The organism is Cellulosilyticum sp., from assembly GCF_982396655.1.
The window spans coordinates 1-21,935 of record NZ_CEVXFV010000062.1; the positions used below are offsets into that span (position 1 = coordinate 1).

The 21,935-nt window shown below is 33.4% G+C and carries 30 protein-coding genes and 1 tRNA gene; 26 read left to right on the top strand and 5 right to left on the bottom strand.

Annotation, left to right across the window (positions count from 1 at the left end; genetic code table 11):
- Positions 1-164: 164 nt before the first annotated feature.
- Positions 165-887, top strand: coding sequence for an N-acetylmuramoyl-L-alanine amidase (locus AC1VAQ_RS18130; protein ID WP_302600013.1), 723 nt, complete (start codon positions 165-167; stop codon positions 885-887).
- A 306-nt stretch (positions 888-1,193) separates the two neighbouring features.
- Here AC1VAQ_RS18130 and AC1VAQ_RS18135 read toward each other — a convergent pair whose 3' ends face one another.
- Entirely contained in the window at positions 1,194-2,360 is a 1,167-nt protein-coding gene (locus AC1VAQ_RS18135; protein WP_479904302.1) for an amidase domain-containing protein, read from the bottom strand.
- 121 nt (positions 2,361-2,481) lie between these two features.
- On the opposite strand from AC1VAQ_RS18135, the gene AC1VAQ_RS18140 reads away from it, so the two are divergent.
- From AC1VAQ_RS18140 to gltX, 3 genes are all read left to right on the top strand, one after another.
- Entirely contained in the window at positions 2,482-4,698 is a 2,217-nt protein-coding gene (locus AC1VAQ_RS18140; protein ID WP_303244259.1) for an ATP-binding protein, read from the top strand.
- A 98-nt stretch (positions 4,699-4,796) separates the two neighbouring features.
- Complete coding sequence (locus tag AC1VAQ_RS18145) at positions 4,797-6,173, top strand: glycosyltransferase (RefSeq protein WP_302600007.1); 1,377 nt, start codon at positions 4,797-4,799, stop codon at positions 6,171-6,173.
- Positions 6,174-6,302: 129 nt separating this feature from the next.
- Positions 6,303-7,952, top strand: a complete 1,650-nt coding sequence (gltX, locus tag AC1VAQ_RS18150) for a glutamate--tRNA ligase (RefSeq protein WP_479904303.1) — start codon at positions 6,303-6,305, stop codon at positions 7,950-7,952.
- 184 nt (positions 7,953-8,136) lie between these two features.
- Here gltX and AC1VAQ_RS18155 read toward each other — a convergent pair whose 3' ends face one another.
- On the bottom strand, positions 8,137-9,069 hold the full coding sequence (locus tag AC1VAQ_RS18155) for a poly(ethylene terephthalate) hydrolase family protein (protein WP_303244260.1): 933 nt from the start codon (positions 9,067-9,069) through the stop codon (positions 8,137-8,139).
- Between the two features lie 236 nt (positions 9,070-9,305).
- Here AC1VAQ_RS18155 and AC1VAQ_RS18160 point away from each other — a divergent pair, with 236 nt between their 5' ends.
- From AC1VAQ_RS18160 to AC1VAQ_RS18175, 4 genes are all read left to right on the top strand, one after another.
- The gene (locus AC1VAQ_RS18160) at positions 9,306-10,166 is read left to right on the top strand and encodes an AraC family transcriptional regulator (protein WP_302600010.1); all 861 of its coding nucleotides are present in this window, start codon (positions 9,306-9,308) and stop codon (positions 10,164-10,166) included.
- A gap of 89 nt (positions 10,167-10,255) precedes the next feature.
- Positions 10,256-11,359, top strand: a complete 1,104-nt coding sequence (locus AC1VAQ_RS18165) for a C45 family autoproteolytic acyltransferase/hydrolase (protein ID WP_303244261.1) — start codon at positions 10,256-10,258, stop codon at positions 11,357-11,359.
- 232 nt (positions 11,360-11,591) lie between these two features.
- Positions 11,592-11,927, top strand: a complete 336-nt coding sequence (locus AC1VAQ_RS18170; protein ID WP_302600012.1) for a hypothetical protein — start codon at positions 11,592-11,594, stop codon at positions 11,925-11,927.
- A gap of 52 nt (positions 11,928-11,979) precedes the next feature.
- Positions 11,980-12,432, top strand: coding sequence for a hypothetical protein (locus AC1VAQ_RS18175; RefSeq protein WP_303244262.1), 453 nt, complete (start codon positions 11,980-11,982; stop codon positions 12,430-12,432).
- Positions 12,433-12,505: 73 nt separating this feature from the next.
- Here the strand turns inward: AC1VAQ_RS18175 and AC1VAQ_RS18180 are convergent, their stop codons facing one another.
- A complete protein-coding gene (locus AC1VAQ_RS18180) occupies positions 12,506-13,003 on the bottom strand; it encodes an amidase domain-containing protein (RefSeq protein WP_330697640.1) in 498 nt (165 codons plus the stop codon).
- A 165-nt stretch (positions 13,004-13,168) separates the two neighbouring features.
- Here AC1VAQ_RS18180 and AC1VAQ_RS18185 point away from each other — a divergent pair.
- Positions 13,169-13,241: transfer RNA gene (locus AC1VAQ_RS18185), tRNA-Thr, on the top strand.
- Positions 13,242-13,330: 89 nt separating this feature from the next.
- Here AC1VAQ_RS18185 and AC1VAQ_RS18190 read toward each other — a convergent pair.
- Positions 13,331-14,437 carry a tyrosine-type recombinase/integrase gene (locus tag AC1VAQ_RS18190; RefSeq protein ID WP_479904304.1) on the bottom strand — a complete coding sequence of 369 codons (1,107 nt, stop codon included), beginning with the start codon at positions 14,435-14,437 and terminating at the stop codon, positions 13,331-13,333.
- Between the two features lie 278 nt (positions 14,438-14,715).
- Positions 14,716-15,099: a helix-turn-helix domain-containing protein gene (locus AC1VAQ_RS18195; RefSeq protein WP_479904305.1), complete on the bottom strand. Its 384-nt coding sequence runs from the start codon at positions 15,097-15,099 to the stop codon at positions 14,716-14,718.
- Between the two features lie 211 nt (positions 15,100-15,310).
- Between AC1VAQ_RS18195 and AC1VAQ_RS18200 the strand changes: the two genes are divergently transcribed.
- From AC1VAQ_RS18200 to AC1VAQ_RS18280, 17 genes are all read left to right on the top strand, one after another.
- Entirely contained in the window at positions 15,311-15,523 is a 213-nt protein-coding gene (locus tag AC1VAQ_RS18200; RefSeq protein WP_479904306.1) for a helix-turn-helix transcriptional regulator, read from the top strand.
- Between the two features lie 44 nt (positions 15,524-15,567).
- A complete protein-coding gene (locus AC1VAQ_RS18205) occupies positions 15,568-15,765 on the top strand; it encodes a helix-turn-helix transcriptional regulator (RefSeq protein ID WP_479904307.1) in 198 nt (65 codons plus the stop codon).
- Between the two features lie 35 nt (positions 15,766-15,800).
- Entirely contained in the window at positions 15,801-16,700 is a 900-nt protein-coding gene (locus AC1VAQ_RS18210; protein WP_479904308.1) for an ORF6N domain-containing protein, read from the top strand.
- 14 nt (positions 16,701-16,714) lie between these two features.
- Positions 16,715-16,855 carry a hypothetical protein gene (locus AC1VAQ_RS18215; protein ID WP_479904309.1) on the top strand — a complete coding sequence of 47 codons (141 nt, stop codon included), beginning with the start codon at positions 16,715-16,717 and terminating at the stop codon, positions 16,853-16,855.
- 230 nt (positions 16,856-17,085) lie between these two features.
- A complete protein-coding gene (locus tag AC1VAQ_RS18220) occupies positions 17,086-17,283 on the top strand; it encodes a hypothetical protein (RefSeq protein WP_479904310.1) in 198 nt (65 codons plus the stop codon).
- A 26-nt stretch (positions 17,284-17,309) separates the two neighbouring features.
- The gene (locus tag AC1VAQ_RS18225; RefSeq protein WP_479904311.1) at positions 17,310-17,993 is read left to right on the top strand and encodes a conserved phage C-terminal domain-containing protein; all 684 of its coding nucleotides are present in this window, start codon (positions 17,310-17,312) and stop codon (positions 17,991-17,993) included.
- 11 nt (positions 17,994-18,004) lie between these two features.
- Complete coding sequence (locus AC1VAQ_RS18230) at positions 18,005-18,808, top strand: ATP-binding protein (protein ID WP_479904312.1); 804 nt, start codon at positions 18,005-18,007, stop codon at positions 18,806-18,808.
- 18 nt (positions 18,809-18,826) lie between these two features.
- Complete coding sequence (locus AC1VAQ_RS18235) at positions 18,827-19,009, top strand: hypothetical protein (RefSeq protein ID WP_479904313.1); 183 nt, start codon at positions 18,827-18,829, stop codon at positions 19,007-19,009.
- Between the two features lie 22 nt (positions 19,010-19,031).
- Entirely contained in the window at positions 19,032-19,499 is a 468-nt protein-coding gene (locus tag AC1VAQ_RS18240) for a hypothetical protein (RefSeq protein WP_479904314.1), read from the top strand.
- Between the two features lie 4 nt (positions 19,500-19,503).
- Positions 19,504-19,797 (top strand): hypothetical protein, encoded by a 294-nt coding sequence (locus tag AC1VAQ_RS18245; RefSeq protein WP_479904315.1) that lies wholly within the window; start codon positions 19,504-19,506, stop codon positions 19,795-19,797.
- A gap of 10 nt (positions 19,798-19,807) precedes the next feature.
- The gene (locus tag AC1VAQ_RS18250; RefSeq protein WP_479904316.1) at positions 19,808-20,038 is read left to right on the top strand and encodes a hypothetical protein; all 231 of its coding nucleotides are present in this window, start codon (positions 19,808-19,810) and stop codon (positions 20,036-20,038) included.
- A gap of 22 nt (positions 20,039-20,060) precedes the next feature.
- Positions 20,061-20,690 carry a hypothetical protein gene (locus tag AC1VAQ_RS18255; protein ID WP_479904317.1) on the top strand — a complete coding sequence of 210 codons (630 nt, stop codon included), beginning with the start codon at positions 20,061-20,063 and terminating at the stop codon, positions 20,688-20,690.
- A complete protein-coding gene (locus tag AC1VAQ_RS18260) occupies positions 20,683-20,805 on the top strand; it encodes a hypothetical protein (RefSeq protein ID WP_479904318.1) in 123 nt (40 codons plus the stop codon). The genes AC1VAQ_RS18255 and AC1VAQ_RS18260 overlap by 8 nt, the downstream gene beginning before the upstream one ends.
- A 2-nt stretch (positions 20,806-20,807) precedes the next feature.
- On the top strand, positions 20,808-20,990 hold the full coding sequence (locus AC1VAQ_RS18265; RefSeq protein ID WP_479904319.1) for a hypothetical protein: 183 nt from the start codon (positions 20,808-20,810) through the stop codon (positions 20,988-20,990).
- A gap of 30 nt (positions 20,991-21,020) precedes the next feature.
- Positions 21,021-21,203, top strand: a complete 183-nt coding sequence (locus AC1VAQ_RS18270; protein WP_479904320.1) for a hypothetical protein — start codon at positions 21,021-21,023, stop codon at positions 21,201-21,203.
- Between the two features lie 13 nt (positions 21,204-21,216).
- The gene (locus AC1VAQ_RS18275) at positions 21,217-21,486 is read left to right on the top strand and encodes a helix-turn-helix domain-containing protein (protein ID WP_479904321.1); all 270 of its coding nucleotides are present in this window, start codon (positions 21,217-21,219) and stop codon (positions 21,484-21,486) included.
- Between the two features lie 30 nt (positions 21,487-21,516).
- Positions 21,517-21,855 carry a hypothetical protein gene (locus AC1VAQ_RS18280; RefSeq protein ID WP_479904322.1) on the top strand — a complete coding sequence of 113 codons (339 nt, stop codon included), beginning with the start codon at positions 21,517-21,519 and terminating at the stop codon, positions 21,853-21,855.
- Positions 21,856-21,935 lie beyond the last annotated feature (80 nt).

A 21,935-nucleotide genomic window follows, 5' to 3' on the forward strand; every position in this document is an offset into this window, starting at 1 on the left:
GTACTTGATTATTTTTTGGACGATACCTAATTAATGTCTTAACTTAATGACATTGCTCCAATAGGGGTGCTTTTTTCATACCTATTTTCCCCATTAAATTGAGTAAAATAATAAAAATTGCATATAAATAAGCTATAAGCATAAGAGGAGGCAACAAAGTGAAAATGACAACAAAGCAGAAGCTAAAGTATGCAATTTATATTTTATTGGTGGTGGTAATGAGTATAACCAGTGTACCACGCATATGGGCGAAGGAACATTTTGTAGTTTGTATTGACCCGGGGCATCAAGCTAAAGGTGATCCTAAGGGCGAACCTATTGCACCAGGTTCAGAAAATAAAAAAGCCAGAGTTGCTTCAGGGACAACAGGTGTAGCAACGAAAAAGCCAGAGTATGCTGTAAACTTAGAGGCAGCGCTTATTTTAAAAGATTTACTGATGCAAAAGGGCTATGAAGTGGTGATGACAAGAGAAGTTAATGAGGTGAATGTCAGCAATGTAGAGCGGGCAGAAATTGCAAATAAGGCACAGGCTGATATGACGATTAGACTTCACTGCGACAGTATCGGCAATGGCGGAAAAAGTGGCGCAGTGCTTATTGTACCTTCCAAAGCAGGCACGCATACTGCAGGTATTTATAAACCAAGTTATGATTATGCCCAACTTTTAAAAAAGACACTAGAAGGCAAAGGTGTTAAAGTGAATGGTATTTTTGAGCGCGGAGATATGACTGGATTTAACTGGTCTAAAGTACCCGTTGTTATTTTTGAAATGGGCTTTATGAGCAACTGGAATGAAGACCGCATGCTTTCAGACAAAGGCTACCAGCAAAAACTTATGGAAGCCGTAGTAGAAGCGCTAGACGAATATAATAAAACCCTAAACTAAAGAGACAAAAAGAGCAGATTCTAGTTTTCCTAGAATCTGCTCTTTCATTATATTGCCAAGTTTAATAGAAGTGAGCTGATATTAACAATGTACAAAATTGCACTCATGCAAATATAAGTTTAAGAGAAGTGTGTTTTTCATGATAACCCATTAACTTTTCTTTTCCCCCACCTAGGAGTCTCAAAAAACAGAGCTAGGCACTTGGGCACATGCAGGCTGCCTTCGAACTTAGATCCTCACAAATTACGGAGAGTGCAGAATGCATGTGCCCAAGTGCCTAGCGGCCCTATTTTTTAAGCCCCACTCCTAGTAATATACATTGATGAGGTGGAAACGGATATTTTTGTTGCTCCAACCTAAATCATATGGGACTAGGAGGCGGTCAGTATTGTGGCAAGTAACAAGTGGATAACCCTTAGAATCTAAGCCTGTGACTGTGGAGATATGAACGATTTTTCCTTTTTTCTCATAAGCAACAAAATCACCGGGGCGCAGATTATAGGCTTCTTTATAAATTTCTTGATAGGTACCTTTGGCAATATAGCCAGCACGTCCGCTGCCTACCATATAATTTTTAAAAGCTTGTGCATTGACCCAGGCCTTTGTACCATTACGGTCACAGTAATTCCAGGTGCCATTTTTTCGGAATTTCCCGCCTTCATATAAGATTTGAGAGGCGAAGTTTGCACAATCTCCGCCATCAGGATTAAAGTTTTTGTAAGCTTTATTATATTTAAATAAAAACTCATTGTCCGTACTTACGCCGCAGTATTTATGTGCATAGTCTACAGCACATTGGGTGCGTTCATCTAGTTTATAGTCAGGTGCTTTTTGTGCCATAATATAATTTCTGATTTGATCTGATTTAATATTTTCAAGGTTTAAAGAATCAGCGAAAGGATCCGTGTACCACTCTTTTGTAATAATATAATGGTCCCCATCTTCTTTTAAGTTAATATAGTGAGAGGTACCAAGGCGAAAAGTATTAGGGACATCTGGTTGATCTAAGTAACTATAAGTAAATTCAGTGGCATTAAAGCAGAGAATACCGTATAAACCAGGTTCTTTTTCCTTTACCTTTCTGAGTTTAATCTGAGATTCAATTTTATCAAATTTGATGCCTTGTTTCTCGCCCCAGTTCTCAAAATATTTTATTTTTTGAGCTTCACTCTCATATGCCCAAAGGCTGACTTTAATGTTTAAGTTATAGTGAGATTTTAGGCCTTCTGTATCAGAACAAAGAATACATGCATTACGATTTTTAAAGAGTTCTTCTAACACGGGTACAAATTGTTCTCCTAGGCTTTGTTCATTAGGCTCCACAGCAGTTGTTGTTTCCTGGCCCGTTGATTTAGTCACTTCATTTTCAATAACGAAGTTTGGAATGGGTCTTTCGGCCCAGGCATTTAGTGGGCATATAAAAAAAGATGATATAAAAAACAACGTTCTTAAATAAAATTTTAAATTTTTCAATTTTTTATCCCCTTTTGTCTTTGTTTTTCGCTATAATATAGTTTGTGCTAATCGCAAAATAATATAAACAGAAAAAATATTTGCCTAATATTTACAAAAAAAATTATATGGGGTGTAAAAAATGGATTATTTAAGTTTATATAGTATGATCTTGTTAGCGAGTATGATATCAACTATTATATTATTTACTGCAATGTGGATTTATGAAAAGGATAAAACCTTAATAATATGGCTTATAGGGACAAGTATCTGTGCAATTGGAATTTTAGGTGGGCTTATTGGATACTATAGTAATTATTATGACATAGGATTCATTGGTCATTGGATGTATTATATAGGAGAAGGTATTTTAATTGTTGGATGTTTTAGGCTGATAATACAGAAAACAAGAAAAATGAAAACGGTTTATAGTTTTCAAAAAATATTTTTTGAAACACTGGGTATATTGATATTTATAATGGCTATAACTGGTGGGCAATTAAAAGAATTTACAATTTTCTTTGGTATTTGGTACATAATAGTTGCCATTATATTGCTACTATATGGTAAACAACATGGATTAAATAAAACTATTTTCGGTGGCGCATTGCTTGCACATGGTGTCATGCTTATTGTAATTAATATATGGAATAAGTTTAATGAGGTACGTCTTATAATCGGTATCATGTATAGCATAACCTATGTTTTACTAGCAATAGGGATTATGCTGATATATTATTACACGAGTTTAAGACAATTAAATGAAAGTTTTTCACTAGTAGATGAAATACTGCATAATACACCATATGTGCTAAAGAAGGTGGATTGTGAAGGAAATGTTATTTATAGTAATAATGGTTTTAAATGCATTTTAGGCTATGACGAGGATTTAGTAAAAATAAATCAGCTTAGAAATTATGTACATGATAAAGATTTGCTGCATATTGATCAAATGATTGATAGCTTAAAACCTGATAGGGGAAGTGCGAAGTTTCAACTAAGGCTTAAACATCGCAATGGCTATTTTATATGGATGGGAATAGATGTTAATCCGATTCTCAATAAGGAAGGCATAAAAATAGGCAGTGTCGTATGTTGTAAGGATATTACGACAGAGAAGATTACCTATACAGATTTAATGAAGAGTCAGCGTAAATTCTATCAGCTTTTTCAGGGGATTCAAGATGCTATTTTCATTGTACCTTTTTCAGAAGATTATGTGCATAGTCATTTTAATCAGTTCAATAAGGCAGCGTGTGACAACTTCGGCTATGATGAATATGAGTGCAAACAAATGAGTCTGGCGGACCTTGATAATCGTTTTTTAGATAATAAAGATACAAGACAGGGCAAAAGTTATGAGGAATTATTACAAACGTTATTAAAAGAGCAAAAAATTGTTTATGAAACCGATTATAGGACTAAAGATGGTAGACTGATTCCAGTGGAGGTAGCAGATTATAAGTTTACTTTAAATAATAAGGCAATGATTATGTCCGTTGTCAGGGACATTTCAGAGCGTAATATTATCAAAGAAGTAAAGGCACTAGAGAAGGTCAAAAGCGAATTTTTAGCCAATGTGTCTCACGAACTACGTACACCTTTAAATGTTATTATTGTAACCCTGCAGTCTCTGGAAATTTATATAGGGGACCTTTGTAAGGAGATAGGACGTGAAGATGAAAAAGGTAAACGTTATACAGATATTATGAAACAAAATGCGTTAAGACTTTTAAAACTTGTCAATAATTTTATGTGTATGGCAAAAATCGAAGCAGGTTTTTATGAAACCAATAAGCAGAATTATAATATTGTAAGTTTAGTAGAGGATATAAGTAATTCCGTACTGCCTTATATTCAGGAAAATGACATTACCTTTGAATTTGATACGGATGTTGAAGAAAAGGTAGTTGCCTGTGATGTGGAAATGATAGAAAAAATTATTTTAAATCTCATCTCTAATGCTGTGAAATTTACAGGACCTGGTGGAATCCTCCTTATTAACATTAAGGATAAAAAGGATAAAGTACAAATCATCGTTGAGGATTCAGGCGTTGGTATTCCTAAAAAGAAACAGAAGGTAGTATTTGAGCGCTTTAGACAAGCAGATAAGACATTTACAAGAAAGCAAGAAGGATGCGGAATCGGTTTATCACTGGTAAAACACTTTGTAAAAGAGCACAATGGCACAATTCAGCTTGAGAGTGAAGTTGGAATCGGCAGCAAATTTATTATAGAGCTTCCAGCATTTGAAGATGAAAATACGCCGTATTTAGAATATGATTTTGATGGTGCAGGTGACACCGTATATAAGCGTGCTTTAGAGTTCTCAGATATTATTAACCGGAAGGTTGAGTAGTGTTAAAAATAGGAAAAAAGGGACAAGATTCATTATAAATTTATAGGAAGTACTATATAATAATAGTAAGAGCATATAAAAAGGAAGGTAGAAAAAGCGTGGATTGTATAAGTATTATTGTTCCTATCTATAATGCGGAGCAGTATTTAGAGAAATGTATAGATTCAATTTTAAATCAAACTTATCAAAAATTAGAAGTTATTTTAGTCAATGATGGTTCTAAGGACAACAGCTTAGAAATCTGTAAACAGTATGCGGCAAGGGATAGCCGTGTGGTTGTAATTGATAAAAAGAATGCAGGCGTAGCGCTTGCTAGAAATACAGGTCTTAAGGTAGCAACGGGTAAGTATATTGGCTTCGTGGACCCAGATGATTGGCTAGAACCGAACATGTATGAGAAGCTTTATGAAGGTTTAAAAAAGTCACCGTATCCGATTTGTTTATGTAATTACTATAAAGACACTAAAAAGCGTAGCAGCCCTAAATGTTTCGCATTTAAAGAAACAGCATTAGATGCAGAAATGGTGCGAAAAAAGATTATTCCAGATATGATAGGTATGGACGATATTATTCCAAGATATGTGTACATTATGGGGTGTGTGTGGCGTGGATTATTTGAGCGCCAGTTTATAGAAGAAAATAATTTGCATTTTGAACCAGGCATTACGATTATGGAAGACCTTGTGTTTATGGTACAGTCTCTTTTAAAAAGTGAGGGCGTGCAAATTGAACCAGGTGTGTATTATCATTATGTGCAAAATCCTAAATCCATTCTTCATTCATACAATAAAAAAATGTGGGAAGACCAAGTGCGTGTCCATAATTTATTAGAAAAAAGCGTAAGGCAAGCAGGTATGGAAGAAGAAGTGCGCAACCGTTTAGACTTACGTTATATTGGAATGGTCATAGCAGCTCTCCGTAATGAAACATTTGTCAAAAATGATCAGGAGCTGAAGGAACGCCTGATCAATATCAAAGAGATTTGTACAGATGATAAGCTGAAGGTAGTTTTAGAGCGTGTCAAACCAATTCAAATGCCACTTGTAAAGGATGAAAAAGAAGAAAAAGATTTAGATAGTGAAAGCTTAGTACGTATTGCGCAAATCAAAGAACTCGCACGAACAACGACAAAGGCAAAGCGCAAAAAGACCCGTAAACTTTCAGAAACAGCTTCCGTAAAAGATGCAAGCAAACGAAAATTAAAAGAAAAACGACGTCTCATAAGAAGTGAAATTGAAGATAAAGAGGCGCTTAAAGATGAAGTGAAAGTTAAAGGGAGCTCTAAGATAAAGGGCGAATTAAAACTTAAAAGTAAGTCAAAAGACAAGAACAAATCAAAGTATAAAAATGAGTTAAAAGATAAAAGTGAAGAAAAACTTAAAAATGAAAAACGTATTATTAATTTAATTAGTAAAAAAGAAATTAAAAAAGAGAAAAAAGAAAACCGTAAAGAGAAGAAGGAAGTACTAGATTAGCCAGTCTTTACAAGAAACATTTAGGTAGGTATAATAAGGAAGATATAAAAATATGTAAGTAACCTTTCACCCGTATGGGTGGAAGGCTTTTATAAATAGAAAATACAAATGAAAAGGTAAGGTGGAAACATGAGTTTACAACAATTAGCAGATTTAATTTTCCCAGATATCACAAAGGTACCAGCAGACTATATTAATATGTATCCCAAAAGAGCATTAAAAGAAGGCGCAAAAGTAACACGTTATGCACCAAGTCCAACAGGTTTCCAACATATTGGTGGTGTATTTGCAGCACTTGTTAGTGAAAGAGTTGCGCACCAAAGCGGCGGAATCTTCTACCTTAGAATTGAAGATACAGACCAAAAAAGAGAAGTAGAAGGTGCAATTGATGATACAATTGCAACAATGCACAACTTCGGTATGGACTTTGATGAAGGTATGACAGGCCAAGAAACATCAAAAGGTATTTACGGTCCATACAAACAAAGTGAACGTGAAGAAATCTATAAAACATTTGCAAAAGACCTTATCGTAAAAGGCCTTGCATACCCATGTTTCTGCACACCAGAAGAATTAGAAGCGATGCGTGAAAAACAAATGGCAGCAAAAGTAACACCAGGTTGCTACGGTGAATATGCAATCTATAGAAACTTATCAGCTGATGAAGCGATAGAAAAAATCAAATCAGGTATGCCATATATCCTTCGTTTAAAATCACCAGGAAATGCAGAAGCGCGTGTACAATTTACAGATCTTATCAAAGGTGAAACATCATTCCCAGAAAACGTACAAGATGTTGTTATCATAAAAGCTGATGGGCTTCCAACATACCATTTCGCACATGCAATTGATGACCACTTAATGGGTACAACTACAGTAATCCGTGGAGAAGAATGGTTATCATCACTTCCAATCCATGTACAACTCTTTGATGTACTTGGTTTCGAAAGGCCAGAATATGCACATATTCCAAACGTTATGAAATTAGATGGTGATTCTAAACGTAAACTTTCAAAACGTAAAGACCCAGAAAGTGCTGTAAGTTACTATAAAGAAGAAGGATATCCAAGAGCTTCAGTAGTAGAATACCTCTTAAATATCATCAACTCTACATTTGAAGAATGGCGTATGGAAAATCCTAAAGCTGATTACTTAGACTTCCCAGTAGCACTTGATAAAATGAGTAAAAGTGGGGCACTCTTTGACCTTATTAAATTAAATGACGTAAGTAAAGATGTTATTTCAAAAATGCCAGCAGAAGAAGTTTATACACTTTACACAGCATGGGCAAAAGAATTTGATAAAGAAATGTATGACATCGTAACAGAACATGAAGAAATGTCAAAAGCAATCTTTAATATTGATAAAGAAGGTCCAAAACCACGTAAAGACTTCGGAAAATGGTCTGAAGTAAAAGAAAAAATCTGCTACTTCTACAATGAATTATTCAAAGATGAAACAGAAGTAGAACTTCCAAAAACAGTAACAGTGGAAGAAGCAAAAGAAATTATCACAGGTTATAAAGAAGTTTATAACTTCAATACTGACCAAGAAACATGGTTCGAAGAACTTAAAGCGTATGCTGTAGCAAATGGCTATACAGCAGACCGCAAAGCTTATAAAAAAGAGCCAGAAGCTTTCAAAGGAATGGTATCAGATGTAGCTGGTGCTGTAAGATCAGCTTTAACACATAGAACAAATACACCTGATTTATATACAATCATGCAAATCATTGGAGAAGATGAAGTAAGAGCACGTTTTTCAAGCTTCATCGGGTAATAGTGTTATTGTAGACGTTCGTTTAGAAGTCTCCTATAACATACCCTCTGCAGCTAGAGAAAGTGCTGGGAGGGAAGAAGAGAAAAAAGAAAAGTTAATGAGTTACTTTGTGGAAAAGCCGCTGCGGGAATGCAGCGGCTTTTTAGATTGGTGAATTATAATTGGCTATGTCAAATTAAGGTTATCAATAATTCTTTTTTATATCTTGATAATAATTGTTTGAAAGGATCTCAGCATCGTTACCAATGAAGGCTTTTGAGGCTTCTATATCGCCTTGAAGCTGCCACATAAAGAAAGCGGTCATATAGCCATCGGCAAAATAGAGCATATCGCCGTGGTCACCGTCATTTCTGCGTACCATAATTTTGGTGTCTGAAGGTATATCTTCATATAACGCATGCATCTTATGCAAAGGCAAGATAGTTTCTGAATCTATTTTACCTGTTCCAGCTAAGAGGAATACAGGGATATCGATTTGTGTGACGTCAAAGTCCCATTCTAAAGCATCAGCCAATTCCTTGTTGGTTGTACTTGCAGCGAATATTGCTTTATACATGTCTGCGTGTTTTGTATCGGTTACAGCATTAATTGCACCGACGCCACCTTGAGAATGCCCAGCAACGCCGATATGCTCTAAATCAACCTTGCCATAAAAAGGGTTCGTATCCCAAGCTGGTACATGCGCGTTCTCATTCAATTTAATCATCAATCTTAAACTCATTTCAGAAGAAAAGGCATTCCAGGAATATTCTTCTTCTGTTCCGACGACAATAAAGCCCCATGATGCCAGATGTTCAAATAAGGCTTTATATTTAGAGGCCTTTACGCCAGTGCCATTATTCATGATAATGACTGGAAATTTCTTGTCAGATAGGGTGATTTCACTAGGATACCAGATTTCATATGACTTAAAATTTTCCATTACATTAAGTTTAGTGTTAGAAACAGAATGCTTTCCCATTTTGATGTATTTTGCTTCAATTGCACCGCCAGTTTTAACAGTATTAAAATAGTTATTAGGTACAGTAGGTTTGTTTAACAACCATATTAACAAAATCACAATCAAGATTATCATAACCAGCAATATAATACCTATGATTTTTAATGCGTTTTTCATGCAACTCCTCCAATTTTATTTTGATAGATTTTAGTTTATAAACTTATAAAAGTATAAGTCTGATTGAGGTTAACGTTGTTTAATTATAGCAAAATGATAAGATACGCCACAAGATAAATTACATGATGCGTCATATATAAGATGTCATTTATATTAATTTATTTTAGTTTGAAAGTAATATTTAAATAGAGGATAATGAAATAAGATGGATAAGTTATAGGCAAGGAGGGAAAAGCGTGGAGTGGATAGAAGCACTTAGAGTGGCTATTGACTATATGGAAGAACATTTACTTGAAGGATGTACGGCAGAGGATATTGGGAAGTGTGTGTATATGTCGCCTTTTTATTTTCAGAAAGGGTTTAAGATTATTACGGGTTATACTGTGGGGGAATATGTGAGAAATAGACGGCTGTACTTGGCAGCGTTGGAGGTGATTAAGGGGGAGAAGAGAATTATTGATTTGGCTTATAAGTATGGGTATGATACACCAGAAAGCTTTACAAAGGCATTTAGTCGCTTTCATGGGGTGTCACCTATGCAGCTTAAGAATGAGCCGCATAAGATATGTGTTTTTTTGCCGTTACAAGTTAGTTTGTCCATAAAAGGGGGAAATCAGATGGATTATAGATTAGAAAAAATGGGAGCATTTAAGGCAATAGGCATGGGAAGAAACTTTCAGTATGAGAGTGCATTTGGGCATATTCCAGATTTTTGGGAGGAGTACTGTAAATGTTATATGGACAAGTATTGCAAGGTGCTACCGAACTGTTCCATAGGGATGTATGGTATAGGCATAGAAGAAGGGGAACAGTGCAAGCAATTTAGATACTTAATAGCAGGTAATTATAAGGGCGAGGAAGTTCCAGAAGGATTGGAAGTCGTAGAGATACCGGCGCTTACTTGGGCAAAATTTAGATGTGTGGGACCTATGCCTGAGGCATTACAGACTTTAAATACTAAGATTTATGGAGAATGGCTGCCTGGCCATCCAAATTATGAAATAGCTGCAGGCTATAATATTGAAATGTATGCTTTAGGGGATACGAAGGCTTTAGATTATGTAAGTGAAATTTGGATTCCAGTAAGAGAAAAATAAATCTGTCAAATCTAAGCAAGGAATGACAGGAATAAATAAAAGGTGTGCGATAGAATGTAACCAAAAGATAAGAAAGAAGGAAATATTCTATGACAACACAAAAAGTAAATTATTATGAGGTAAAAGGGACGCATTATGAAATAGGAAAGCAACTAGCACAGAAGGAAAGTACAAAGGGCTTTTATATGCCTGCACCTGAATTTTTCACAGAGGAGAAACTAGAAGAGGCCCTAAAACTATATGATACGTATTGTCCGGGGATTCGTGAAGAGTTAGAAGGTTATAAAGAGGAATCAGGAATGCAAATAAGGGATATTGGTTATACTTGGATGACTTACTTAGTGCCAAGATGCTCTGGGCTTATTGTATTAGGGGAGCAAATGGCAGATGGACATACGAGGCTTGCCAGAAATTATGAATTTAGTTTGGAAGAAGAAGACCTTGCAATCTGCCGCACTATACCTAAGGGGCAGTATGCACATATTTCAGGCACTGTTTCAACATTTGGTAGATGCGAAGGTATTAATGAATGTGGCCTTGCAGTCGCTATGTCATCTTGCGGTTTACCGGTGGGAAATATGCCAGAAATGAGGGGGGCAGCTATAAAAGGGCTTCAATTTTGGGCGGTTATTCGTAGTCTCTTGGAAAACTGCAAAGATGTAGAGGAAGCTTTAAAATTAGCGTTAGAGATGCCAATAGCCTTCAATATCAATTTATATTTAGCAGATGCCAGTGGAAGAGGGGTATTATTCGAAACAATGAATGGCCAATCAGTTTATGAGGAGATTGGACCAGAAACGCACAAGAAGTATTTATATGGCACAAATCACATTGTGATTCCATCTTTCCAAAAAGAAGAACCCATGGCTATGCAAAATTCAGTGGTACGTTACAAACAGCTTGAAAAATTTACACAAAGTCATTCGCTTTTAAAAGAAACAGACATAAGGTCTTTCTTGCTTAAAAAGTATCCAGAAGGTATGAGTGCTTTTTATTATGCTGACTTTTTTGGTACAATCAAGTCAGTCATTATGGAGCCTGTAGCACGTAGCTTTAATATTTGTTGGTTTGGACAAGAAGAAAATGGTTGGGAAGAATATACAGTGACTGCGTCATTAAAAGATAGAACAGAAGATAAGCTAATTGTAAAAGAAAGAGCAGATGAGGCATTTTTTGAATTAACGACCATCTAGCTACGGCTTGGTAATTTGTGAACATGTGATTTATCGTGCTAGATTAAGCGTGATATAGATTTCACATTTATATAGATTTCACATTTATAAATTTTAGTTATGCATAGTTTTTGGTCCTGTGAAATCATTTTATAAGAGTCGCTAGCAAGGTGTAGTGGCTTTTTTTATAAGTAAAAAATAAGTTGCCTGAATTGATTAAAAAATATAGAATTATACTTAAGGAGGGGAGCATATGGAGGATGAGGAATTAGAGTTTAGTGACAGTAGGAGAGGGTTTATTAAAAATCTCTATATTATCACGGTGTTTAAGAAATATGGGATTGTATATGGCTGTATCTGTTTAGTTGTTTCATTATGTCACGTGATCTTATTGGTACCAGGAGCTATAGGATTAGGTTATTTTTCTATAGAGAAACTTATTAATTGGTTAAGTAAGGGAGATAAGGTGCTGCATGATTGTTACTGGGCATATTTAATTGTATCTTTAGTGGGAATCATTGCAATCTGGGCTACAAATAAAATATGTGATAAGGTTCTATCAAGAAAAAAAGCTAGGATAGCAAGTTAATTCTAAATGGGGTGATATTTTGATAAAAGTTAGGATTATTGAGATACCAAAAATGAAAGCAGTATATTCAGGTCCACTTCAGACAGAGAAAGAATTTGAAGCATTTAATAATTGGTTTAGTAAATATCATGCTTCATTGAAAGGCGAATTATATCCACGTGATTTTATGTGGTACAATGAACGACGAGGTGTAAGAGAATGGTTTTATGCTTTGCCAGCGTATGCAGATGTAAAAGATTGTGGGGGTTTTAAAATTTGTGATTTACCGTCAGGCCTTTTTGCAGTAGCCTCTTGCTTAGATGCAGATATTGATAAAGCAGAAGATTGGCTGAAAACGAGACAAGAATTAATTGATTGGATAAGTGTCAGTAAGCGGTTTGAACTCTATGTTAACGGTGAAGGGAAAGAAGAAAGATATCCAATGTTTCATATTGTATCGCCAGGCAGGATGATTTCAAGTGGAGTATCCATAGAAGATTTATATATGCCTATTTGTGAAGTATAATTATAATCTATAAATTCCAGTTTAGATGCCAGTACATAGGACAGTAAACTGGAATTTATGTATTTTAACAAAATTACTTTCTGGCACCTTCTATATGAAGAAATCGTGCCTGGGCAAAGTCATAAGCAGAGAGCGCTTTGCCATAGACATCTACAGAGTGGGTGGCAATAAGGATTTGATCATAGCTGTAATCACCCACGGAAAGAACAAAGAGGCTATGATAAAAACGATTAGCAGCATCACCAAGCTGGATGATATCGCCTGGTATAATATTTTGCACATCAGAAACAGAAGCAAAGGGGCCAGCTCCTTTATTAGTAGTTAAGAATCTATATAAAAAATCTACCCCTGTCCAAGCAGGTGCGCGGTTATACATGCTAATATAATACCAACCGTAGTCTGGTTTATAATTCATAATGCCACAGCCAGCATAAATGCACTGAGAGATAAAGTTGGTACAATCCCCACCTATACCATTAAAGCTTCCATAAGCAGGATTACGTTTAAGTGCCCATTTTTCAGCATAAGCCAACGCCTTATCGCGGTTATAATTCAGCATATAATTGGCCACAGTTACACAACCTTTCTAATGATATATATATCATTTTATGAACTATATATATGAAACAAGCTAAAAAAATATCAATAAAATAAATTGAATTATTGTTAAAATTATATAAATTTACATAAAAGGCTTGAAAAAAAAGGACAATACCTTTATAATAACAAGCGTAGTGCTGGCATAACTCAGTTGGTAGAGTAGCTCATTCGTAATGAGCAAGTCGCGGGTTCGAGTCCCGCTTCCAGCTTTATCAAGGCTTATGATATATAGGCCTATGTTAATAAAATTCATATTGACGTAATATTGACGTAGTCGTATAAAAAAAGCATCCTCTTTTTAGAGGGTGCTTATTAATTCACTTATTAATTCAGCAGCTTCACGTTTACTATCGTTTGTGCTGTGTACGTATAGATTAATAGTTGTACTTGGCTTAGAATGACCTAGTATTTCAGAAACAGTCTTATAGTCAATTCCACTTTCAATTGCTCTAGTAGCAAATGTATGTCTTAAACAATGAAATGTTACTATTCGTATGCCTGCTTTTTTACATATTAGCTTATGAGCTTTAGCTATACTATCATATTTTATTTGCTCGCCTTTTGTATTTTTAAAAACATAATCTTTATCATTTGATCCTGTAGATAATTTGTGTTTTTTTAAAGATTTACTTAATGATATACTGATTGGTATATCTCTTCTTCCTGATTTTGTTTTTGTATCACCAGTAACAAGTTCATTCTCAATCATATTTCCGTCTTCATCATACTTCATTACCAATCTAGTAGAATTAGTTACGTGTATAATATTTTTGTTTAAGTCTATATTTTTCCATTTTAGAGCAGTTATTTCACCGACTCGCATCCCTGTGCTTAGTGCGGTTATAAACAATAAATTATAAAAGCTATTTGAAGAAGCTTCTAAGTATAGCTTTTGCTCATCTCTAGTAAATACCTCTATTTTTTTTTCTTTATATGTGCTTTTTGGTATTTTAACATCATTCATTACATTGTTTCGTATAAGATTATTTGCTATAGCGTGTTTAAACGTATTATTAAGAAGTATAATTATCAAGTTAATGCTTTTTGGGCTAAGGTTTTTCTTGTCATTAAGAAATTTCTGTGTTTGTACCTGAGTTATGTTTTTTATATCCATATCTCCGAATAGACTATCTTTGAAGTGTGTATTATATATACTCATATATCTTTCAAATGTTCCTAAACTAACTGAATCTTTTACATTTACTAGAAGATGTTCTAACATTAATGAATGTAATTTAACTTTATCTTTCCTTAATTCTTTCCCATATTCTTCTATATCATTAAGCCATTCTCTTGCCATTTTTTCTACAGCTCTAGAGCTTTTCCCTCTGAATGTTCTTCTCATTCCATTTTTGTAAACGTCTATTCTCCATTTTCCTTTTTCTATTTGTTTTGCAGTAGCCATATTCACAATCCTTTCCAGTATAAATAACTTTACCATCTTTAATACAAGTAATAATTCCTGATAAATCCAAACTAAATCACCCCTGATTTATCGAACATATATTCGATTGATAAGTAAATTATAACAATCTTTAAAACTTATTTCAACATAGTTTAAAGTTTTTAAATTATTGTTTTTTAAATTTTAATTTAGAATTTTTAGTAATTCAAGACTGCAAGTATACTTACATTACATTTGTCAAGTTTATACATAAAAAAAATAGAGCATTAATTAAGGCTCTATTTTTCTTCCATAAGTCTATCAATTTTAGAACGCATTTGTTCAATTTGACGTATTAGGTCTTCAAATTGTTCTTTGTCATATGGTTTATTTTTTGCATCGTCTTTCATTTCAATTTCATATTTAGAACCATTTATAGTACCTAAAAACTTATTTGGATTATCTGTTGCTCCAAGAAGATAATCAGTTGAACATTGTAATACTTCAGCTATCTTAACTAAAGTTGCATACTCTGGTTCTCTTATTGAGTTCTCATAATTATAAATGTTTTTGTTTGCTTGTTGACAAGAAAATCCTATATTTTCTCCTAATTCAGTTCTAGATAATCCGATTTCTTTTCTTCTTTGCATTAACCTATTTGCAAATTCACTTTTATTTTTCAATTTTATCACCATGATAATTATACTATGTTTGATATTAGATATACAACGTTAAATTTAACTATTATATGTTTGATTTTAAAAAATATGATAATTATTTTTAAAAAAATATTGACATTCCTCTATTAGAGGATTATTATTTAATCATACTTCATCTGTTAGAGGAATATAATATATATTTCCTCTGATAGGGTAAAAGATAAAGGAGGATAGCATGGGAGTTAATTTAAAAAGAATTAAGGCATACAGAATTTACAATGAGTACAGTCAGGGAGATATGGCAGACAAGATGGAAATAAGCCTAACAAGTTATTGTCATAAAGAGCAAGGACTTAAAGACTTTACATCTACAGAAGTAGGTAAAATGGCTGATATATTTGGTGTACCTGCTGGAGATCTATTTAGTTTAGAAAAGCAACTTCTTTAATACATAGCTTAAAAAGCTATGACAAATAAAAGGAGTGATAGCTAATGTTAAAACTAGAACAGTACAGAAAAGAAAAAGGAATGAGCATAAGGCAGCTAAGCTTGTTAACAGGTATAAGCAGGACTTATCTAACCGCAATAGAGGAAGACATATATAATCCAAGCCTTAATATAATTTGCTCATTATGCCGTGTTTTCTTAATAACACCAAATGATTTAATACCTGAAGAAATGTATAAATAGTAAAAAATAATCTGATTTAGCGAAGGGGGATACATATGAATAAAGAATTTTATAATGCACTAACAAGTGGTGATAATACACCAGTTAAATTATATGTTGAAGGCATACAAAAATTTAATAACGTCAATATACCAATTGTTACTGGTGGTTTTGGAAATAACAATAAAGTTATGTCTGATAAGTCAATAGCTGAAATACATAATATGCAAAATAAACATGTACGAGAAGCTATAACAAAAAACATTAAACGTTTTAAAGAGAATATTGATTTTATTGACTTAAAGAAACGTGCCGACCTGCTCGACCCGTTGAAACTTGGATATTCTAAGCAAGCAATTACACAAGCAGAGCATATTTATTTACTTTCTGAAAGAGGCTACTCAAAACTAATTAAAATCATGGACACCGACCTAGCTTGGGAAATCCATGATCAATTGATAGATGACTACTTTATGTTGAGATATAAGCCACAAGCTCCTATGAGTATGGAAGATATCATTATTTATCAAATGGAACAATCTAAGTTAATGAAGCAACAAATTGAAGAAACTAAAACATATGCTTTAGAAGCTAAAGAAGAAGTACAAGCTGTAAATAAAAAAGTTGAAAGTATAAAGGATGTTGTTGCTATTGATACACATTCATGGAGAGAAGATACTAAAACTTTAATTAATAAGATTGCTACACATAGAGGAGGCACTCATAATATCTACCAGGAAACCAGGCAAGAAGCATATGAACTTCTCAATAAAAGATTTGGAGTCAATTTAGAACAACGACTGATGAATAAAAGAAGACGTATGGCAGAAGAGGGCATTTCTAAAAGTAAAAGAGATAAGCTTACAAAAGTTGACATCATAGCTGAAGATAAAAAGCTTATTGAAGGTTACCTTATTGTTGTAAAAGATATGGCTATTAAATATGGAGCTATATAAACGGAGGTATTCAAATGAAAATTTTAGTTGAGTGGGGACAAGCTTTATTATTCGCAATACTATTTTGGATAGTTGTATCAATAGGATTAGTTGCATCAACTTATATTCATGATTGGCACATAAACCAAAGAATAGAGGTGATTACAAATGAATAATATCTGCAAATTATGTGGAGACAGAACATGTTGCCGCGGTATGTGCTCTGACTTCATGAAATCTTCTGATAAAAAGGACAAGCCTAGAAGAAAGCAAATTACCATTAATAAAAATGGTATAAGGCGTGAAAGCTACATATGAAAAAAGAGCCATTAAGTAGCTGCAACTACTAAGGCCCTAACAAAAATATTAAACATATTAATTTTAAACTAGAAAGTGAGACAAGACAATGAAAAATTTAAAAAAAATAAATGGCAAATTCGTATTTGATACAGAAAAATTAAAAAGATTTTCTCCAATAGAAATTGGCGGATGGGAATATACGATTTTATGTATATCAGATACACATATCCATGTGATTGATGAATGTGGAACTGAATTTATGAGCGTAGAAACATATATGAAGTTAAATGAAATTGCATTTTGATAATTAAATAGACGCGAGGTGTACAAATGGAAGAAGTACAAAAAGCATACTATGCAATCATTCCAGCAAATGTTAGATATGATGATGATCTAACACCAAACTCAAAGCTGTTATATGGCGAAATAACAGCTTTATGTAATGAAAAAGGTTATTGTTGGGCAAGCAATGAATATTTTTCTAAGTTATATGGTGTAAGTAAAACATCAATTTCAAATTGGATAAGCCAGCTTAGGAATAAAGGCTATATAACATGTGAAATTGTCTATAAAGAAGGTACTAAAGAAATTTTAAATAGGTATATAAAAATTTCTGCATACCCTATTAAAGAAAACTTTAATACCCCTATTAAAGAAAACTTTGTAGATAATAATACAGTTATTAATAATACAATTAATAATACAAATAATAATATTGTCGTTTGTGTTATTGATTATCTAAACAATATATGTGGCAAAAAATACAAGGCTACTACTTCTAAAACTAAATCATTAATAAATGCTAGGTTAAAGGAAGGATATGAGCTTGATGATTTTAAGAAAGTAATCTTTACAATGTACAACAAATGGAAAGGTACACGATTTGAAGATTATTTAAGGCCATCTACATTATTTAGTGCTGAGAAATTTGAAGGTTACCTAAATCAATATAAAGGTGAATCATTAGATGTTAATAATAGTAACAAACAAGATGAACCATATATTCCATATTAGGAGGTAAACATGTGAATCAGTCATTAATGAAAAGTGCTCATCTTAGAGAAGCAATGGAACGTATAAAGGATGAGAATTACAAACCAAGTTCTAAAAAATATGCTTGTGAATTGTGCAAGGACTCTGGAGCCATAGTAATAACAGATGATGGGGAAGAGATACCGGCATTAGATGCAGTAGGTATGTACTATAAATATACAAAACCATGTAAATGTGTTTTGGAAAAGCAATTACAAAAAAGTTTGAAAAGAACAGGATTAGATATAGAAGAATATCAAAGCAAGAATTTCGAAACGTTTAAAAGAGATACAGAAGAAGCTAACAAGATGTATAAACTAGCACAAGACTTTTTGAAAGATGAACATGCAACAGGTATTGGTTTCTTTGGAAAGAGCGGGACAGGGAAAACTCATATATGCATAGCTATATGCAATGAGCTCTTGAAAAAAGGAGTAATACATAAATACTTCAATTATAGACGCGACATACAAGTTCTTATAGCATGTAGGTTCAATGAAGAAACTTATAACAAAAAACTTTCTGAATGGATGAATGTAAATGTCTTATATATAGATGACTTTCTTAAGTTAGCTAAGAATAAGGACGGCACATATAATGTCCAGGAACTTCAAATAAGCTATGACATTATAAATACTCGGTACATTAATAAGAAAAAAACAATACTTTCAAGTGAATTAAGTGTATCAGATATTAAAAATGTTGATGAAGCTATTGGAAGTAGAATTTTTGAAATGATAGATCCTTATGGAATTAAACTTACAGGAGCTAACAGAAGGTTTATAAGAGAACATTAATAAAAGGGGGAATTGATAGTGGAGAACCAAGTTAAAGCTGAAGACGTAGATGCAGTTATTAATTGGGCAGCAGAAGTTGCTAATAAGAGTGGCAAGAGTATTACTTATATAGTTAGTAGATTTGCATCAGCTAATAAGCGATTAAAGGACGTAGAAAAAGCAAAGGTTGAAGTGGCCAATGCAGTTATAAATAAAAAGTAGATTAATCCAGGGGGGATTTTGTATGAAATACAGTAGAAAAGTTAGACGTTGTGCTCAAGCAATGATCAATGCAGCAGCACTAGTTGAACAATCAGAAGTAAATGAAATTATTTCAGAAAAGAATGCAAACATTGATAGACTTCATAAGCAATTGGCAAAAGCTATTGAAGAAGCAGATGCAAAGGCTAATGAAAACATTGAACTAACAAAAACACTAGGACAAGTTAGATGCGAGTTACGTGATAAATCTAATAATCTTGAAACTTGTGAAAGTGAATTTAAGAAGTTATCAAAAAGTAATGCAGCATTTTCAAAAGAATACAATAGGATGCAAGATGACAATATTGCATTGAAACAAGAAAACTTAGAACTTCAAAAAGTAATAATCGATAAAGATTATAAACTTCATGAGAAGGACAAGCTTATTGAAGAAAAGGACGATTTGATACAGCAACTAAAGCGTCCATGGTATAGAAAATTATTCGGGTGATTAAATGCTTGTTTGGGAACGAATAGCAGAAGGAAGTAAAAATATAGGCGGAAGGTCGGTAGATTTAGAATACATTCATCATTGGCTACAAAATTATGACATCAAGGCATGTGAACTAGAAAGCAAGGTAGGTTATTTAGGGATAGACGTACAATGCAACAAAAACTGTTCTAAGTGCCTTTTGCCATACTTGGGTACAAATATTAACCAAAGGTCAGAAAAAACTAATACAAACGAATCTGTTGAGTTTAAGAGTGTGGTTGATGAATTTGGAGAAGAACAATTAACACTATTCTAGGCGGTGAGAAATGAAACGTTCTGAAGAAGAAGTGAAGAAAGAACTGCAGGAGCAGTTAAATATACAATTACTAGCACTTGAAAAAGAAGATAAGAAGCTAGGACAAGCTAGAATCGAATTTGTAGAGCAAGTAGTGAAAACAGAAGTAAGCCATCAGGTAATAAGCAGAGTACAAGGTGCAATAAGGGACTTGGCGATGGCAAGAGAAAGCATAAGCAAAGTTAAGAAGCTTATGGAATAATCAAAAGAATATTTGAAGGGAAGTGAACAAAATGAAAAAAGTACCTGTTGAAAGAATAATACAGGTTGACTATGAAACTGGTGATGAAGTAGGAAGATACGTAACAGTAAAACAAGCTGCTGAAGATAATTTTATAAGCATAGGAAGGCTATATAGTGCTTTAAATAAAAGTAATGGATATCTGCATAAAGAACAACTTCGCTTTATATATCCAAAGTTTTATGGAGAATTTACAAACCAAGCTATACGATTAAGAGCTTTGGAAATTTCACAAGCTGATCTAGAATCAACAATATGCGAGATAGCAAGACAATTAACATATGAGTTCAATAAAAATGTTCAAACAAGCACTGTAACAATGTGGATAACAGAAAAACAAAGAGAACTTATTGGATATACAGATAGAAAGTTAACAACAAAAGATATTCAAGATACGTTTGCATTTTTGAACAGAATTAATATGTATAAAAAAGTTATAAAAAAAGGAATGATTGCTACTTATAAGACGCTAGAACAGATTAGTGGACAACCAAGTGAAGTTCTTAAAAAAGAAGTTGTTATTGATGTTTGCAATAATTTCTTTAGGACAAAAAATGGATGCATCATGTACAGTGACATAGTAATGCTGAAAGAAGGTGTTAAAAATGGATGAGAAGTATGAGGAAATTAGAAAGTATTTTGAATCAGCAGAAGAACGTGAGCAAAAGTACATAGTAACAATACAAAAGCTTATGCAAAAGATTAAAGATTTGGAAGGAGGTAAATAGAAATGGTTGAAAAGCTTTATATGGCTGTTACACCTGATAAATATGAGTTACCTATTTTTGTTGGTAATTCTACTGAGGTTGCAGAATGGGCAGGTATAACATTAAATGCTTTATACAGTTCTGTATATCACAAAAGAAGTGGATCATCTAATGGGTATAAATTAGTAAAAGTTGAAATTAAATAAAATCAATTTTTGGTTATGGTGGTGAGAAAGATGTGTGAGTGCAAAGATTGTACTAAAAGGCATCTAGGATGCCACAGTAATTGCGAAAGTTACATACAGTACAGAAAAGAGCAAGATGAAAAGAACTATAAAGAGTTCTTAAAGCGTAAGGAATCACAACCAACTAAACGTTGTTTACACAGAAAAACAATTTTAAGTACACATATGAAGTAAAGGGGAGATAGATGTGAACGTATCAGATAGATTAAAAAGGGTTTTATCATATAGCGAGATTGAAGCTTGTAAAGCAGTATTAGGTGATTTTGGGGAATCAAAAGAAAAAACAATAATTGCAAAGGACATAGCAGATTCAGCAGGAATTACAAGAAGTGTTGTAGTTAATGCAATGAGGATGCTTGAAGCTGCAGGTATAGTTGAAACTAAAAGTCTAGGAATGAAAGGTACTAGAATTAAGGTTTTAGACAGAGAAACATTAGATAGCATTATGGAATTTTAAATAAAAGTTGATTTTTAGGAGGTGTACATTTTGGATTACTTAGTAAAAAGCACAAAATGGACAAAGAATGATGGTGTAGAAACATGGTGGGGACCTAATAGAAGCGGATATACAACGTACATTAATGAAGCTGGTATTTATTCAGAAGAAGAAGCAAAACACCTTCAAGATATTCATGGTAAGAAAGTATGTGTAGCAGTTCCTTACACTGAAAATATGGTTAAAAAGGGAATCACGCAACTTGAGAGACGTATTAAATTCCATGAGGAAGAAATAGCTAAATCAGAAGAGTACATTAAAAGCGACAAGGCTAAAATTGATGTGTTGAATAGTAAAATAAGCAAACTTAAAGAAAAAATTTCTAAATAAAAGATAATTTTGAGGAGGAATACACATGAGTATTACATTTAAACAAACAATTATTCACACGCTGGACTTACAAATGGGAA